The sequence below is a fragment of the Candidatus Burkholderia verschuerenii genome, from assembly GCF_001189365.1.
Lineage (GTDB): Bacteria > Pseudomonadota > Gammaproteobacteria > Burkholderiales > Burkholderiaceae > Caballeronia > Caballeronia verschuerenii.
Genome location: NZ_LFJJ01000131.1, coordinates 1 through 16,341, shown reverse-complemented (window position 1 = coordinate 16,341; position 16,341 = coordinate 1). Strand labels below are relative to the sequence as shown.

The window sequence follows — 16,341 nt, the reverse complement described above, 5'->3', positions numbered from 1 at the left end:
GCTCAACGTCATGCCTCAACCTCTACTCGTGCGCTGCAGACCTGGCTGAGATGTGCGTTTACGTCTGCACCAGACTGCGTCGTCGGGTCCATTCCGGCAAATTCAATTTTGCAGGCCAGACGACGTAACAGCCCGAACCCGACCGCGCAAAACGCCTTCCTCTTTGAGCTCCTTCTCACGCGTTGTCTTCGCGGCGATTTCGTGCCCTACCACAAAGGCCCTGAACATCGGAGTGCCATCGAGTGCGCCGCTGCCAAGAAAATCCTGCACATAACCGTCGGCCTGATTCATTTCTTCGCGCCCGATCGCGGACTTCCCCTTATTGAGTTCGATGATCAGCACGTTTTGAATGTGCGTGAGTGTCGGATCAGCTGGGTCAAATCCCTCGGTGCCGTAGATTGAACACGTCGCATCAGTGAGCACCACGATGTCCGGGCGTTGTTTGGCGTTGGTGAACGCGTCGGCGGACAATCTCTTCTTGAAGATCTTCTCGGCAGCCGTGCGCAGGCTGATATTCGACGTATATTCGTTACTGTCAAATTCTGGCCCAAATAGCCAGCGAGCTTGCGTGACCAAGGGATGTAGCGTGTGCAGTTCGTCCGTAGTTTCGTCTCCGCACAGCTTTTCTATGGCCGCCAGCACGGCCAGGCGATGATCGATCTCATCAAGCACCGATAAAGCGTCGCGGACGGTCCACTGACCCAGAAGGCGGTCGAGTCCATCGATGTCCGATTCGTCAAGCTTGGTGAGCTTTTCAAGCAGAGCGGCACCACCGCGTGCTTTTTCCAAATTGATCAGAGCCTGAACCGCAGCGGAAAGCACGTCTTGGGAGACCGTGGGCGTGGTCTTCACCAACTCGCGTGCGAAGGTTGCCACCTCAGCGCGACCGAGTGGCGAAAGCTCTTTAAACTGTTCGCGATTGCGAATAAGCGCGTCTTCCGAACTCTCCTCAACAAGAGTGGAAGACAACGACGCGAACACGCCTTGGACATATCGCCTAACCACCACGAATAGCGCATCCACGTTTGGCCCAGGCTTGAATCGCGCCCAGTCAGGCTCGATTGCTGACATCCAGCTATCGCTGGTCTTGACTACAATTGAATAGCGTTTCGCAAATCGAGCGCGACCGTCAAGGACCGCCTCAGACCCAACGATCCAACCGGGAGTGCCGACCAATCGACCATTTACCCAGAAGGCGATCCCTTGGTAGATCGTCGACTTGGCAACTCGCGTTGAGTCCACGACGTAGGCCTCCGCCGGCGGACACCCGTCGATCGAAAGGTCCATTCGCTCGATGAGCCCCGTTTGGTCGGCCAATTCGACGGACTGAGCATTGACTCGTACAACGAACTGCGGATCATGCAAGAAGCGGGCGGACAGGATTTCCCGGATCCGGTCCGGGTCGGGCAGATGTCGCTCAACAATTACCGAGAGTCTCGTTCCATGGCCCGCTCTCAAGAAGGCACCTTCCTTCTCAATCTTAAAGGGCGACTCCTGCCCTTGCGTGCCGATGTCAAAACTGGCGCCTTTGTCCTCGCGCCACGTTTCTACCGAATATTGGTCCGCAAAACACAATAAGCCATGCCGTCCGACGCCATTGCGCCCATAGGCCCGCCGCCGCCACCCTTTTCGCTCTGGCGGGAACTCCACGCCCGAGCCCTGATGCTTTGTCCGGTCATAGCCAAGTTTCATCCAACGCGCTTTGAAGTGCGCTGCAGTCATGCCGTGACCATCGTCTTGAACTGTCAAGACGATGGTCACGCATTGGTGGAATAGTTAGATCGACCAATGATGCTCCGGCATCCCAAGCGTTAGCCACCAGCTCAGTGAGCGCGACCTCCGGATCGTGAGCGATATGACCCAACGTACGGACAAGGTAGTTTTCTTCAAAGAGTGAGCCCATCGAGTCGTCCGGCTTCCGTTTTGGTCTCGTCATTTCGTTCCCTTAAATTCTCGATTGTTTTCGATCCGGTGTTTGCCCAGAGAGCATCCGCGTCAGCTAACGGAGTGCGCTTGCTTTGACGAACACTGAATTAGCCGCAAAGCCACTCACGACTTAGCGATTATCGCGCAGTTTGCAGACAACACCGGCTACGAGTCGCTCACACTTGGCCGCGAGCAGGGAACTCAGGGTCGCAATGAGAATAGTCAAGGCTCTGACCGACTGAACTTGCTCGTAAAAATATCAGGCGGCCGCGCGCTAGCGGGTCGATTCAGCGGACGATGAAATGCATAAAAAGCTACTGATGATCGCGTTAGGACCGATCAGTGCATTCTCCAATCGGGCCATCTCGGCATCGTTCTGACTGCCGTCGATCCACTTCGCGTAGGTGTGCGAACATCTCGACCGTGTGACCCAACTGGCGCGCGCAGAACGCAGGCGTCATGCCGGCCATCAGCATGCTCGTCGCATACAATGCCGCATGTTGTACGGGCGGCGATAACGGATGCCGAGGCGCTTCAAGATTCGCGCCCAGAAGACCCGTTGAAACGCCTCCTCGCTGTGCCATGGCTTGCTCGTGCGCGGATCCCGAAACACCCGTCCACCGGCCACTTGGGTGAAGGCGCGCTGCCGCGTCAGCGCCGCGTACGACCGGCTATTGAGGCGCACCAGGCGCGCCTCCGCCGTCTTGGTGCGGTTCTTCTCTTCCCCGGCCACCAGCACGCGCTCGATCGCGATGGTGTTGTCGCGAAAGTCGACATAACGCCACTCAGCCCATTGATTTCCGACGTGCGCAGCCCCGACCAGAACCAGAACTCGATGTAATTGTGGATCTGCGGATCGACGGCGGCGGCCTCCGCGATAATCGCTTCGGATTCCTCGCGCGAGAACGGGTCAGTGGCCTGACGCTGATGCTTGGCACGGGTCACGGCCTCCGCGACGTTGGTCGACATCAACTTGTCGGCGACCGCCACGCTCAGCGCCAAGCGCAGCACCGACACGTAATTGTTGATGGTTTTGCCCGAGAGTTCGCGTCGGCTGGCGATCGCGGTCAGCACATCTGAGAGCTTGAGCGAGGCGAGCGACAATGTGCCTAACCGGCGATTGCGATCGTCGTACGAGGCGCGGATCCAGAACTTGACGGCGGCGTCGTAGCCGATGCGCGTGGAGGTCTCGATACGGGTCATGCCGAGCCATTGCGTGGGCCATCCTTCGATGGTGAGTTCGGGCGCTTTTTTCTCTCGGCGTTTCGGCGTCGACGCTTCAGCCGATTTCACCGGCGGCGGTTCGACGGGAGCTTGTTCCACGGGCTCCTGAGCGGGCTCCTCTTTGGGTGCCGGCACAATTACCGACGTCATCTCTTCAGGAAAGTACTCCGCCATGCTGAAGGTACCCGCCTTGATACGATCGCAGATCTCGACGATGAGGCGATTGGCGTATTTGATGTTCGAAGGCGTCGGCAGCACAGCCCAGCCGCACCCTCGATCGTCAGCGTGCGCCGATAGCGCGCGCCAAGTGCGGTGAAGCTCAGGCGAATGGAGGCGGCGCGAACTTCTACGCCTCCCGTTGTTTTAGCCATTCTTGAAATCCGGTCATTGAAATGAAGATGCCGCCATCGGGCGCGCGGCGGTATTCGCGGCCTTCGATCCACTTGCCGTCCTCGATCTTGCGGCGGATGGCTTTCTCGGAGAGCCCGGTAAGCTCGGCGGCACGCGCCACGGTCACGTAAGGGGCGGGCGCCGTTCTTCTCGCTAGCTTGGGATGGTTCGAATGCATCGTTAGTCATCCTTATCTGTTCACCGAAACAGGCACCTGCATATCTGAAGTTCCCGCCGCTGTCCCCGTGTGGGTGAAGCGCGGTCGCACTGTAGCGTCGTGTGCGACGAACATCCACTCGTAGGCGCACGTGTTGCTTTGGGGTCTGCGTGGTGAGCGATGGCCTCAAGAAACGCTTTGACGTCGCCGGACGTCATGCCATGACCAGCCTGCTTATCGGCCTCGTTCTGAGCTCGCCGCTGGGCCGCACGCTGCAGATAGCCGTCGCCCGCTTCGAGATGCTCCAGATCCCGTTCGACCTTGCGCAGACTGCGCCAGTCCGAACTGGTGAGTGAGATGATGACGAAATCCCTCGTCAGGCGGCACGATCACGATCGACAGCGCCGGCGTCACGATCGAAGGCATCGCGATCAAGCTCAAGGGGCCGATGACCAATCCGGGTAGTGGAGCGGGCAATAGCTTTGCAATGAAAGGCACGCCGGCATCGGGCAAACCTCTGGATCGACTGTGCGGCAAGCAGCCCGATGGGACATGCCTTTTGGCAGACTGTCCGTGCATGAAGGGGCATGGGCGATGAGTATGCCAATAGTCGAGCCAAGTTCTGGGGTGTCTGAAATGCTAGGTGACGGTTTGCCGCCAAATGACTTTCCGAGTGCGCCGCATCTATATCTGCTGCTGCATACGCGCGCACTGGAGGACTGGGCGTATCGACCATCCCCGCCCGACGCCAGCGAGAACTTAGCCGTCGCACCGGGCGTGGTCGATCTGGTTCGTGAGATCAGCCCTCTGACCTCGCGTCGCTGGCTTTGGCAAGATTTGCCGGGCGAGGCTGAACGAGGTCCTCTACTGGTTGATGTGACCGATGATACGCGAACAAGATCGACGTCGCGAACAACCGCGTCATCTATCGAAACACGCATGGAGAAGAAGCATCGATCGATTACGATCGACTGATTCTCGTAACCGGAAGCAAACTCGCGAAACCCGACATCCCCGGCCTCGATGCGCACACGTTCAACAACGACACGCTTGCCGCCGCGCAGAACCTGCAACGCCATCTCGACGGTCTCGCCGATCGTCCCGATACGCCCGCGCGCAATACCGTCGTCATCGCAGGCGGCGGATTCACGGGGATCGAAACCGCAGCGGAAATGCCGGCACGTTTGCGGCAAGTCCTCGGCACCGACGCGCATGTGAACGTCATCGTCGTCGAGCGGGCGGATGTGATTGGTCCAGACCTCGGGCCGGGGCCGCGTCCGGTGATCGAAGACGCGCTGCGAGAACTCGGCGTCACGTTGAAACTCGGCGCGGGCGTCGCATCGATCGATGCGAACGGCGTGCTTCTGGCCGATGGTTCGCGCATCGACGGCGCGACGGTCATCTGGACGGCCGGCCTGCAGGCGAACGAACTCACGCAACAGATCGACGCCGAGCGCGATCGGCAGGGCCGTCTGCATGTGACGCCTGAATTGCGCGTCGTCGGTCAGGATCGAATCTTCGCGGCCGGCGATACGGCGTTCGCTGCCACCGACGACAACGGCAATCACGCGCTGATGTCCTGCCAACACGCGATGAATCTCGGTCGCTCGGCAGGCCACAACGCAGCGGCCGATTTGCTCGATATCGCCATCATTCCGTACGATCAGGTCGGCTACGTCACCTGTCTGGATCTCGGTCCGTGGGGCGCCGTGCTGACCGAAGGCTGGGATCGCAAGGTCAAACTCGCGGGCAAGGAGGCCAAGGACCTCAAGCGGCAGATCAACACGATCTGGATTTATCCGCCGCGTGCGGATCTTGCCGAAGCGTTTGCCGCGGCCGATCCCACGCGTCGTCTAGTCTAAACACGCGGATCGAAGCGCAGAGCAGCGCTCACCGAGCCTTGCTCTTGCGATTCATGACGCCCTCCTGACGCGCCTGGTCGCGCGCGTCGGAGCGCGCGTCGAACCAGTCCACCACGCTATGCGCGAACCGCGCCGGTTCCTTTTTCGCGACGCCGTCGTTTAGAGCGGCGAGCGTCGTCGCGGCCAACTCTTCGCGCATCAATTTCTCCGCGCGCAGCATCACGGCGTGAATTTCGCAGACGCCGTTGCTCGCCCATTTCGGCGCATCGCCTTCGAACAGCGCGCATCGTCCGCGCACTTCCTGGCAATCGAATAACTGCTTCTCGCCATCGATTGCATCGGCCACGTCCAGCACGCTGATCCGGTTTGCCGGCCGCGCGAGCGCATATCCGCCGCGAATGCCTTCCGACGCCTGCAGAATGCCGGCCTTTTCCAGCTTCGGAAAAATCTTCGCCATGTAAGCGACGGGCACGCCCTGTAGTTCCGCGAGATCGCGGCTGCTGGGGCGCGCGTGCATCGGACGGGCGATCCACAGCAAACAGTGCAGAGCGTATTCGACGCCGGCGCTGAAGTAAGCCATAGCAGTTTCAATCGGGTAAAAGACGAATGGTACCTTGTCGCGTCTTTGTGGGCACAAGCCTGCCTTAGTCGAATAAAAAGAATTCGAAATGCGTAATAAAGTTTCACGATTGAAAATTCGCTCGCTCAACCTCGACCGAAAGACGAAATCAACCAGCTTGTCAAAATTTTTCACTTCGCCGCATTTGCGCGTAAAGACGGCTTGCAACGCGATAGAGTGCGATTCGCCGCGATCGATGCTCACGCAAGAACGCGTCGCCGAATCACACGAAACATGCTTGGTTCGCTGCATCCTGCCGCGCCATGTCGGTGCGATCGAGCGAAAGCGCGTCGCGCCAACGATTTATCCACTAGCTAGAAAGTAAAAAAACATGAAGAACGTCTTGTCCATCGCCACTTGTGCGTTGTCCATCACGCTGTTGTCGGCCTGCGCGAGCGGTCCGAATCGCGATCAGGAGACCGCGCTCAATCAGCAAGTCGGTATCGAAGTGTCGCAGATCAAGGAAGGCGTGCAGGTGCGTCTGCCGGATCGCGTGCTGTTCGACTTCGACAAGTCGGCGTTGCGCGCGGATTCCGGTCCGGCCATCAACCGCGCGGTCGTGCTGCTCAAGCGCAGCACGAAGTCGGTGATCGTCGAAGGCCACACGGACAACACCGGCACGCACGAATACAATCAGGCGCTGTCCGAAGCTCGCGCGCAAACGGTTGCCGGCGCGCTCGAACAGCGCGGCATCGTCGCGTCGCGCATCACGACGAAGGGCTTCGCCTACGATCGTCCGGCAGCCAGCAACGACACGCCGGAAGGTCAGGCAAAGAACCGTCGCACGGAAATTCTCGTGATCGGCGAATCGCTCGATGCGATCATGGGCAAGTCGAAGCACTAAGGCCATCTGTGCCATGGGCGGTGCCGTCCAGGGCATTAAAAAATCGCCCGCTATATCCACCCATACACCACGCTCTATACAAACAATAAAAATCTTTTGCTTTCGTGGATAGATGTTCTGTCCCACCATGGAGCGATTCGACTATAAACGGAGCGAGACATGGAAAGCACAGCGGATGTGAAGCGCTACGAGTTGCTGATCAACGGCGAGTTCGTCGCGCCGGGCGGCGGCGAATATTCGAACAACCTCGATCCCGCCACCGAAAACACCATCGCGCATGTCGCGCAAAGCACGTCCGCCGATGTCGATCGGGCCGTGCTCGCGGCGCGCGCGGCGCTCAAGCCGTGGAACGCCATCCGCGCGGCGGAACGCGGACGCATCCTGATGAAGCTCGCCGATCTGCTGCGCGACAATCAGGAAGAACTCGCCGCGCTGGAAAGTCTCGACGGCGGCAAGCCGATTGCCGCAGTGCAGCGTCAGGACGTGCCAGCCGCCATCGATATGCTCGCCTATTACGCCGGATGGTGCGACAAGATCAACGGCCAGGTCGTGCCCGCGCGTCCCGATGCGCTGACCTACACGGTGCGCGAACCGGTCGGCGTCGTCGCGGCGATCGTGCCGTGGAATTTCCCGCTGATGATCGGCATGTGGAAGATCGCGCCCGCGCTCGCCTGCGGTTGCACGCTGATCGTCAAGCCCGCCGAGATCACGCCGCTGTCCGCGCTGATGATCGGCCGCCTCGCGCTCGAAGCCGGCGTGCTGAATATCGTGACGGGCAAGGGTTCGGTCGTCGGCGATGCGCTGGTCGCGCATCCGGGCATCGACAAGGTGACGTTTACCGGGTCGCCGTCGGTCGGGCGCGGCGGGCAACTTCAAGCGCGTCACGCTCGAGTTGGGCGGCAAGTCCGCCAACGTGATTTTCGCGGATGCCAATATCGACAGCGCCGTGCGCGCGGCGGCGTCCGGCATCTTCTTCAACGCGGGGCAGGTCTGTTCGGCCGGTTCACGCATTCTCGCGCAGCGCGCCGTGTACGACGATGTCGTCGAGCGGCTGGCGCAACGCGCGCGCACCATCAAGCTCGGCGATCCGTCGAAGCGCGAGACCAATATGGGCCCGGTCATCTCCGCCAAGCAGATGAAAACCGTGCTCGATTACGTGGATATCGGCAGGAGCGAGGGCGCGTCGCTGGTGACGGGCGGACGGCGCATCGGCGATCGCGGGTATTTTGTCGAGCCGACGGTTTTCGCGAACGTCGCGCACGAAATGCGTATCTCGCAGGAAGAGATCTTCGGACCGGTGGCGAGCGTCATTCCGTTCGATGACGAAGCCGACGCCATTCGCATCGCCAACGGCACGGCGTTCAGTCTGGCCGCGGGCGTGTGGAGCGCGGATATCGGACGCGTGCATCGGATGGCGGCGGAACTGCGCGCCGGCACGGTCTGGGTCAATACCTACGGCTATACGGACGTGCGTCTGCCCTGGGGCGGCGCGGGCGATTCGGGTTTCGGCCGCGAGCATGGAGATGTTGCCATCGAGAACTTCACCGAGCCTAAGGCCGTTTGGGTATCGCTGGCGTCGTAGTAAATAGAAAAGGGCGATTCGGAATCCCGAATCGCCCTTTTAATTGCCCGATCGTCGAACGCTCAGACGCGCGCCGATTCCTCGTCGCGGGCACGCCAGAGCTTGGCGCGCTGCGTGCTGTCTTCATACTGAACCGTGTTTTGCCGGCACGAATCGATCGTCGAATTCTTGCGTTCGACGATCGCCTGGCACAGAAACTCCGCGCTATACGCCTTGAGCAGATGCGGCGAATGCGTCTCGATGTACTGCGCGATCTTGCCGTAATCGCTGTCCGCCGATGCCAGCGAGCGATACGTCTCGGCATCCCATCGAAACATCAGATCGAGTTCTTCGAATGCCGTGTTGAACGCGCACACTTGCGCGTGGTCTTCGCGGTCGTCGCTTTGCGTGTGGATCATGTTCGTCTCCTGAATGGCCGTGGGGGCTTTCAGGCAGAGTAGGCCAAGCCATCCATACAGAACAGTCAAACTTTCTTCGAGTATGTATTCGGTTTTTCTTATGCGTTCGGCTTACCGGTCGTGGCGACGATCTGCGTGATCGCTTCGATCTGCGCCGCGCCTTCTTCGACGAGGAAATGCTTGAACGCGAGCGCGACCGGCGGCAGCCGCTTGTGATGTCGATGCACGACATACCAGTTGAGCATCACGGGAAAACCCTCGATATCCAGCACCGCGAGCTTGCCGACCTGCAACTCCATGCTGATCGTATGCGCCGACAGAAAGCTCAGACCCATGCCCGCAATCACCGCCTGCTTGATGGTTTCCGTGCTGGTGATTTCCATCGCGATGTTGAGGTTCGTGAGGCGGCCCGCGAAGCCTTCTTCCATCGAATTCCATGTATCCGACCCGCGCTCGCGCACGATGAACGGCTCATCCGCGAGCGCTTCGAGCGGCACGTCCTTGCGTCCGACCAGCGGATGATCCGGCGGCGCGACGATCACATACGGATGCGGCGCGAAGGAAATGTTCTCGGTATCGAGCTCGTGCGGCGGACGAACCATCACCGCGAGATCGGTGAGATTGTCGGATAACTGATGCAGCAATTCCTCGCGGTTATGCACGGCGAGATTGAGCCGCACATCGGTATTGCGTCGCGTGAAGGCGGCCAGAAGGCGAGGAAAGAAGTAATTGCCCGCGCTGATCACGGCGACGTTGAGCGTGCCGCCGGAGATGCCTTTGAGGCGCGCCATCGCGTCGTCGGCTTCGCGGAACTGGTCGAGAATGGCGCGGCTGTAGTGGCATTTCGTTACCGGCCACCGTCAGGAAGATGCGCTTGCCGAGCTGTTCGAACAAGGGCAAACCCGCGTGTTCTTCGAGCTGCTTCACCTGCGTGGAGACGGCCGGTTGCGTGAGATAGAGCTCTTCCGCCGCGCGGGAAAATCTCAAACGGCGCGCTACGGTTTCGAAGATCTTCAATTGACGCAGGGTTGCGTTACGCAGCACGGCGAGTCCTCATCCATTCACGATAATGAATTTATACAATAATTTTTTCTAACTTTCCTTAATCGTTTTTCTCCAGCACGATGCTTTCATGTCCTCTTGAGTTGTGATGCTGTAAGCGGACATGCAGCACGTAGTAAGGCGCATCGCGTGCCCCGACGCGACGCTCAAGCCCATCCGGACTCTATTGGGAATCGCTTGAAAATGATTCTTCGATCGCCTGACGCGGATGCTTGCCAGATGTGCAAATCCATCGCCCTGATGGACAAACGGCCGCATGCGCACGCCGCATGGACCGAGCATTTCCCCTGACCGACCGCCTCGCCGCCGACGCACCGCGCCGGTTTCTCGCACGACATCAAGCGCCGTACGAGCGCTGAGAAGACATAACGGAGACAGACATGGCAAGCGCAGACACGATGGTGTCCGGGCAGTCGCACGGGCGTCGTCATAACAGGTGGGTCCAGTTGGTGATCGGCATCATTTGCATGGGGCTGGTCGCCAATCTTCAATACGCGTGGACTTTATTCGTCGTACCGATGGATGCGAAACACCATTGGGGACAAGCGGCGATTCAAACCGCGTTCACGATTTTCATCGTCACCGAAACCTGGCTCGTGCCGATCGAAGGCTGGCTCGTCGACAAGTTCGGGCCGCGTCCGGTCGTGATGGGCGGCGCGATCTGCGCGGCGATCGGCTGGATCATCGACGCGCACGCCACCACGCTGGTTCATCTCTATATCGCGGCAGTGGTCGCGGGCATCGGCGCGGGCTGCGTGTACGGAACCTGCGTCGGCACCGCGTTGAAATGGTTTCCGGACAAGCACGGTCTCGCCGCCGGCATGACGGCCGCGGGCATCGGCGCGGGCGCGGCGGTCACGGTCATTCCGATTTCCAACATGATCCAGAAGTCGGGATACGAAAGCGCGTTCATGTTCTTCGGCATTCTGCAGGGCGTGATCATCTTCGTGCTCGCGTTGATGCTGGTTCGCCCGAAGCCGCCCGCGAACGTCGTGCCGGCCAAGCGCGTGGTCTCGACCAAGATCGACTACACGACCGGACAGATGGTGCGCGCGCCGATCTTCTGGGTGCTGTATCTGATGTTCGTCGCGGTGGCGGCGGGCGGCGTGATCGCGACCGCGCAGTTCGGGCCGATAGCGAAGGAATACGGCTTCGCCAAGATGCCGGTGAGTCTGCTCGGCGTGACGCTGCCGCTGCTGGAGATGACGCTGTCCATCGACAACCTCTGCAACGGCTTCACGCGTCCGTTATGCGGCTTTATCTCGGACAAGATCGGCCGCGAGAACACGATGTTCATCATCTTTCTCGGCGAAGGCGTGGCGCTGCTCGGGCTGATGCAGTTCGGCCATAACCCGTACATGTTCATGCTATTTGCGGCGCTGACCTTCCTGTGCTGGGGCGAGATCTTCTCGATCTTCCCGGCGACCTGCGCGGATACCTTCGGCAGCAAGTACGCCGCCGCCAACGCCGGCACGCTGTACACGGCGAAAGGCACCGCGTCGATGCTGGTGCCACTCGCCTCGGTGCTGGCCGCCATCGGCTCGTGGAACGCGGTGTTCATCACGGCGGCGGTGACGTCGATCGCGGCGGGCCTGTGCGCCAAGTTCGTCTTCGCGCCGATGCGCCGCCGCTGGATCGAGAACACGGTTACGCAGTCGGCCGCGCAATCGTCGATCGATGCATCGTTCCAGTCCGGCTGGAGCGATGCGCCGAGCAAGCCATCGGTGCAATGAGGACGGCGGGCATGCGCACGTCGCAGCACACCGATGCGCATGCCGCGCCGACGCTCAGCATCTCCCTGCATCAATTGAGGTTGTTCGTCACGCTCGCGCGGCATCGCAGTTTCACCCGCGCGGGCGATGAATTCGGTATCACGCAATCGGCGGTGAGTCGCAGCATCCGCGAACTCGAGGATGAAATCGCGCTGCGCCTGTTCGATCGCACGACGCGGCAAGTCGCGCTCACCGATACCGGGCGCCGGCTGCTGGCGCGCATCGCGCCACTGGTCGAAGAGCTGGAAGCGACGCTGCGGCCGCATGCGCAAGCGAGCGGCGAGGCGGGCGTCGTCCATCTCGCGAGCAGTTGCGGGCTGACGGCGAGCGTGTTGCCCGCGATGCTCGCATCGTGTCGCGAGCGCTGGCCGGAGACGAGCGTCGTCGTTATCGATCGTCCGCAAAGCGCGGTGCTGCAACTCGTGCGCTCGGGCGAAGCGGACTTGGGCGTGGTCATCGCGCCGGACAACCTCGATGAACTGAGCGCCGAGCCGCCACACGCGCATGCGGGTTTTCGCTCGTATATTTCACCTTGGCATGAATCAATACGGAATATAGTATCTTGTATATCAGAAGGATCGAAAGCAACTATCCTCAGGAGACGACCCATGAAGATCTGCGTGTACGGCGCCGGTGCGATCGGCGGCTATATGGGCACGCAACTCGCGCGTGCCGGTGCGGACGTGAGTTTCGTGGCGCGCGGGCCGCATCTCGCGGCGATGCAGGCGAACAGCGTGAAATTGCGCATCGACGGCGAAGAACATGCGGTCAAGGTGCGATGCACCAATAATCCCGCTGAGCTGGGCACGCAGGACATCGTGATCATCGCGCTCAAGGCGCATTCGATTCCCGCCGTCGTCGATCTGATTCCGCCGCTACTTGGACCGGAGACGAGCATCGTCACGGCCGTCAACGGGCTGCCGTACTGGTACTTCTATAAGCACTGCGGCGAACTGGAAGGCACGGCGCTGCAAAGCGTCGATCCGGGCGGACGGCAATGGGACGTGTTCGGGCCGGAACGCGCGATCGGCTGCGTGCTGCTGCCGGCGGCTGAGATCGCGGAGCCGGGCGTTATCGAACATCACTACGGCAAGAAGTTTCCCATCGGCGAGCCCAGCGGCGAGATCACGCCGCGTTTGCAGGCGCTGCACGACATCATGGCCGCCGCCGATATGGAAGCGCCGATGCGCGACAACATCCGCGACGAAATCTGGCTGAAGCTCTGGGGCAATCTGTGTTTCAACCCGATCAGCGCGCTGACCGGCGCGACGCTCGACGTCCTCACGAGCGATCCCGGCACGCGCGCGCTCTCCAAGCAGATGATGCTGGAAGCCAAAGCCATCGGCGACCAGATCGGCGTGAATTTCCGCGTTGACGTGGAGCGGCGCATCAACGGCGCGGGCGCGGTCGGCGCGCACAAGACCTCGATGCTGATGGATTGCGAAGTCAAGCGTCCGATGGAAATCGATCCGCTGATGACCGTCGTGCAGGAAATCGGCCGGTTGGTGCACGTCAATACGCCGATGATCGATGCGGTGCTCGCATTGATCAAATTGCGCGAGGGCGTCAATCAGGGAACAGCCCGGGCCCAGCCCGCCCCGCAAAGCCAGAAAGCAGCCTAAACTGGACTCACGACGCCAGCGTTGTTTATGATATACAAGATTCAAAATATGTTGCGTACTGTTGCGATGCACCATATACTGAAGGCTCTTGATGATTTCACCGGAGCTTCAGATGAGCATCGCCTTGTTGGTTGTTGTCGGATTCGCGCTGGTTGCCGTGGGTATGGGCGTCACGTTTATGATTGCGTCGGCGGTGCCGCAGGACATGCTGCAACGCGCACAGAAACACGGTCGTTACGCCGGTTTGTCGGCGGACGATCAGAACGGCGGCTCGGGCAAGCGCATCGACGCTGGCCGTCCGCAAATGGGAAATCAAGCCATCAATGCCATCTGATACTCAATCTCTGGAAGGGCCGGAAGTTCGCGCGAGCGGGCTGACGCTGTCGCTACAGCCGATCAGCGCAACGGTTTCGCTGCGCGATCAAGCGTACGCGAAGCTGCGGCAGGCGATCGCGGAAGCGGACATTTATCGTTCGCGGGAAGAAATTCGCCTCGACGAGAAAGAACTGACGGAAGCGCTGGGCGTGTCGCGCACGCCCATTCGCGAAGCCATGACGCTGCTGGAGCAGGAAGGGTTTCTGCGCACGGTGCCGCGTCGCGGCGTGTACATCCTGCGCAAGACCAAGCGCGAAATCGTGGAAATGATCCACATGTGGGCCGCGCTCGAAAGCATGGCGGCGCGCCTCGCCACGCAGCGCGCGACGGATGCGGAAATCGCTCAGTTGCGCCATATGTTCGACAACTTCCGCGATTCCACGCCCGCCGAGCATATCGACGAGTATTCGGAAGCGAATATCGCGTTTCACTCGGCTATCGTGCGGCTGTCGAAGTCGGAGATCATCTTCGACACGATCAAGAATATCTTCGTCCACGTGCGCGCCATTCGTAAGATGACGATCTCGCAGAGCGATCGCGCGTCGCGTTCCATCGTGGATCATATGCGGATCATCGAGGCGCTGGAAAAGCGCGATACGGAACTGGTCGAGCGGCTGGTGAAACAGCATTCGCTCGATCTCGCCGCGTTCGTCGAGGCGAATTGCGATTTTCTGGATTGACGCGAACGTCGATGGGCAAAAAGAAAGGCCGTGCGATTGTGCTCGCACGGCCTTTCTTTTTTGGCGTTCTGCCGGTTACTGCGTGTTCTGGCTATCTTTCGGACAGTCGAGCATCGAGGCTTGCCGTTCCAGTTCGTTTTGCGGCGTCGACGACACGCCGTTACCTGTCGACGTGACGCGCGGACTGTCGAACGGATGGTCCTTAGCCCAATCGAGGGATTGTTTCAGCAACGCGCACCGTTCGCGCTTCAACTCTTGCTCGGCGACAGACGGCTTGGCGGCGCGATTGAAGTTGGCCGACACCTGGTTCTGGAAGCGCGGCGTGGAAGCTGAATCAGCCGAATCGTCGATGGCGGGCGTGAGCAGGACGGATTGCGCCAGGGCCGATTCGACGCACACAGAGACCAGCAAGGCCGCGACGGCGATATAAAACAAACGGATCATCAGCGCACACGTCAGACGCACAAAATAATTTTCGAGTGTACACCGCGCGCGATCGTCAATTGTTGAAAAGTGTGCCGCAAGCCGATGCGGAACGATCGGCTTGCGGCCGGATGCGTCAGCGCATCGCGTGCAACATCGTGGCGCCCAGCGCGGCGGGGGAATCGGCGACATAGATGCCCGCCGATCGCATCGCGTCGATCTTCGCGCTCGCCGTGCCCGAGCCGCCCGAGATGATCGCGCCCGCGTGACCCATGCGGCGTCCCTGCGGCGCGGTCGTCCCGGCGATAAAGCCGACCACGGGCTTCTTCGTCTTCGCGTCTTTCAGGAACTGCGCCGCTTCTTCCTCCGCCGATCCGCCGATCTCGCCGATCATGATGATGCCCTCGGTCGCATCGTCTTCCAGAAACAGCGCGAGACAGTCGATGAAGTTGGTCCCGTTCACCGGATCGCCGCCGATACCGATGCACGTCGTCTGCCCGAGCCCGGCGGCCGTGGTCTGCGCGACCGCTTCGTAAGTCAGCGTGCCCGAGCGCGACACCACGCCGATTTTGCCCGGCTGATGAATATGCCCCGGCATGATGCCGATCTTGTATTGTCCCGGCGTAATCACGCCCGGACAGTTCGGCCCGACGAGCCTGCTGTTCGAGCCGCTCAGCGCGCGCTTCACGCGCAGCATGTCGAGCACCGGAATGCCTTCCGTGATGCAGACGATGAACGGCACATGCGCGTCGATGGCTTCGAGAATCGCGTCGGCGGCGAAGGGCGGCGGCACGTAGATCACGCTGGCATCCGCGCCGGTGCGATCGACCGCTTCGGCGACCGTATCGAACACCGGCAGATCGAGATGCGTCGTGCCGCCTTTGCCGGGCGTCACGCCGCCGACCATGCGCGTGCCGTAGGCGATCGCCTGCTCCGAATGAAACGTGCCTTGCGCGCCGGTGAAACCCTGGCAGATGACCTTCGTGTGCTGATTGATCAAGACGCTCATTTGACGTGTTCTCCTTGGGCGACCGCGCGGATCGCGACGCGTTCCTGCGGTGCGCCGCCGCCAACGTCCAGAAAATTCGCCGGATCGCCGCCGCAGAGTTTGATGATGTCCATCGTCGCCATCGCGAGGCCCGCGCCGTTCACCATGCAGCCGATATTGCCGTCGAGCTTCACGTAGTTGAGCCCGTGCTTCGCGGCTTCGATTTGTGCGCCGAGCATGCGCAACAGCTTGGGGGTGCAATTCCCCTGTCCAGCCTGATGGGGCGAAGGCCTAGGTCCTGTTTACATTTAAGAGCGGCCCGAAGGCAGACACGATGGAGACAAAGGTGAGGTAGCTGTGGGCGAGTTTGTCATATCGAGTGGCGACGCGACGAAAATGCTTGATACGCTTAAAGAA

14 protein-coding genes and 6 pseudogenes are annotated in these 16,341 nt (G+C 60.6%); 10 read left to right on the top strand and 10 right to left on the bottom strand.

Going from position 1 to position 16,341, the window contains the following annotated elements; genetic code table 11:
• Positions 1-102: 102 nt before the first annotated feature.
• From BVER_RS30410 to xisR, 3 genes are all read right to left on the bottom strand, one after another.
• Entirely contained in the window at positions 103-1,749 is a 1,647-nt protein-coding gene (locus BVER_RS30410) for an ATP-binding protein (protein ID WP_198155311.1), read from the bottom strand.
• An 828-nt stretch (positions 1,750-2,577) separates the two neighbouring features.
• The gene (locus BVER_RS19805; protein WP_083452267.1) at positions 2,578-3,408 is read right to left on the bottom strand and encodes an Arm DNA-binding domain-containing protein; all 831 of its coding nucleotides are present in this window, start codon (positions 3,406-3,408) and stop codon (positions 2,578-2,580) included.
• An 88-nt stretch (positions 3,409-3,496) separates the two neighbouring features.
• The gene (gene xisR / locus BVER_RS19800; protein WP_050454760.1) at positions 3,497-3,718 is read right to left on the bottom strand and encodes an excisionase family protein; all 222 of its coding nucleotides are present in this window, start codon (positions 3,716-3,718) and stop codon (positions 3,497-3,499) included.
• 152 nt (positions 3,719-3,870) lie between these two features.
• Between xisR and BVER_RS19795 the strand changes: the two genes are divergently transcribed.
• The 3 genes and pseudogenes from BVER_RS19795 to BVER_RS19790 form a co-directional block, all read left to right on the top strand.
• Positions 3,871-4,053: a hypothetical protein gene (locus BVER_RS19795; protein ID WP_157056145.1), complete on the top strand. Its 183-nt coding sequence runs from the start codon at positions 3,871-3,873 to the stop codon at positions 4,051-4,053.
• Positions 4,054-4,249: 196 nt separating this feature from the next.
• Positions 4,250-4,672, top strand: coding sequence for a hypothetical protein (locus tag BVER_RS31750; protein ID WP_198155310.1), 423 nt, complete (start codon positions 4,250-4,252; stop codon positions 4,670-4,672).
• Positions 4,594-5,559: pseudogene (locus BVER_RS19790) on the top strand (NAD(P)/FAD-dependent oxidoreductase); the annotation flags it as partial. The gene BVER_RS31750 and the pseudogene BVER_RS19790, both read left to right, overlap by 79 nt.
• A gap of 28 nt (positions 5,560-5,587) precedes the next feature.
• Here BVER_RS19790 and BVER_RS19785 read toward each other — a convergent pair.
• The gene (locus BVER_RS19785) at positions 5,588-6,139 is read right to left on the bottom strand and encodes an RrF2 family transcriptional regulator (RefSeq protein WP_050454757.1); all 552 of its coding nucleotides are present in this window, start codon (positions 6,137-6,139) and stop codon (positions 5,588-5,590) included.
• A gap of 370 nt (positions 6,140-6,509) precedes the next feature.
• Here BVER_RS19785 and BVER_RS19780 point away from each other — a divergent pair, with 370 nt between their 5' ends.
• Together BVER_RS19780 and BVER_RS19775 are read left to right on the top strand one after the other, a co-directional pair.
• A complete protein-coding gene (locus tag BVER_RS19780; RefSeq protein ID WP_050454756.1) occupies positions 6,510-7,022 on the top strand; it encodes an OmpA family protein in 513 nt (170 codons plus the stop codon).
• Positions 7,023-7,181: 159 nt separating this feature from the next.
• Positions 7,182-8,604: pseudogene (locus tag BVER_RS19775) on the top strand (aldehyde dehydrogenase family protein).
• 62 nt (positions 8,605-8,666) lie between these two features.
• On the opposite strand, the gene BVER_RS19770 reads toward BVER_RS19775, so the two are convergent.
• Both BVER_RS19770 and BVER_RS19765 read right to left on the bottom strand, forming a co-directional pair.
• The gene (locus tag BVER_RS19770; protein ID WP_050454755.1) at positions 8,667-9,002 is read right to left on the bottom strand and encodes a hypothetical protein; all 336 of its coding nucleotides are present in this window, start codon (positions 9,000-9,002) and stop codon (positions 8,667-8,669) included.
• Positions 9,003-9,100: 98 nt separating this feature from the next.
• Positions 9,101-10,043, bottom strand: a pseudogene (locus BVER_RS19765) (LysR family transcriptional regulator).
• Positions 10,044-10,444: 401 nt separating this feature from the next.
• Between BVER_RS19765 and oxlT the strand changes: the two are divergent.
• From oxlT to BVER_RS19750, 5 genes and pseudogenes are all read left to right on the top strand, one after another.
• Positions 10,445-11,797, top strand: a complete 1,353-nt coding sequence (gene oxlT, locus BVER_RS19760) for an oxalate/formate MFS antiporter (RefSeq protein ID WP_050454754.1) — start codon at positions 10,445-10,447, stop codon at positions 11,795-11,797.
• Positions 11,794-12,318: pseudogene (locus tag BVER_RS32715) on the top strand (LysR family transcriptional regulator); the annotation flags it as partial. The gene oxlT and the pseudogene BVER_RS32715, both read left to right, overlap by 4 nt.
• 126 nt (positions 12,319-12,444) lie before the next feature.
• Positions 12,445-13,458, top strand: a complete 1,014-nt coding sequence (locus BVER_RS32710; RefSeq protein ID WP_050454761.1) for a 2-dehydropantoate 2-reductase — start codon at positions 12,445-12,447, stop codon at positions 13,456-13,458.
• A gap of 112 nt (positions 13,459-13,570) precedes the next feature.
• On the top strand, positions 13,571-13,792 hold the full coding sequence (locus BVER_RS31745; RefSeq protein WP_157056143.1) for a hypothetical protein: 222 nt from the start codon (positions 13,571-13,573) through the stop codon (positions 13,790-13,792).
• Entirely contained in the window at positions 13,782-14,513 is a 732-nt protein-coding gene (locus BVER_RS19750) for a GntR family transcriptional regulator (RefSeq protein ID WP_050454753.1), read from the top strand. The genes BVER_RS31745 and BVER_RS19750 overlap by 11 nt, the downstream gene beginning before the upstream one ends.
• A gap of 75 nt (positions 14,514-14,588) precedes the next feature.
• Here BVER_RS19750 and BVER_RS19745 read toward each other — a convergent pair whose 3' ends face one another.
• From BVER_RS19745 to BVER_RS32705, 4 genes and pseudogenes are all read right to left on the bottom strand, one after another.
• Positions 14,589-14,957: a hypothetical protein gene (locus BVER_RS19745; protein WP_157056142.1), complete on the bottom strand. Its 369-nt coding sequence runs from the start codon at positions 14,955-14,957 to the stop codon at positions 14,589-14,591.
• Positions 14,958-15,072: 115 nt separating this feature from the next.
• Positions 15,073-15,945: a succinate--CoA ligase subunit alpha gene (gene sucD / locus BVER_RS19740; RefSeq protein WP_050454751.1), complete on the bottom strand. Its 873-nt coding sequence runs from the start codon at positions 15,943-15,945 to the stop codon at positions 15,073-15,075.
• Between the two features lie 32 nt (positions 15,946-15,977).
• Positions 15,978-16,154: pseudogene (gene sucC / locus BVER_RS19735) on the bottom strand (succinate--CoA ligase subunit beta); the annotation flags it as partial.
• A 61-nt stretch (positions 16,155-16,215) separates the two neighbouring features.
• Positions 16,216-16,341: pseudogene (locus BVER_RS32705) on the bottom strand (IS5/IS1182 family transposase); the annotation flags it as partial.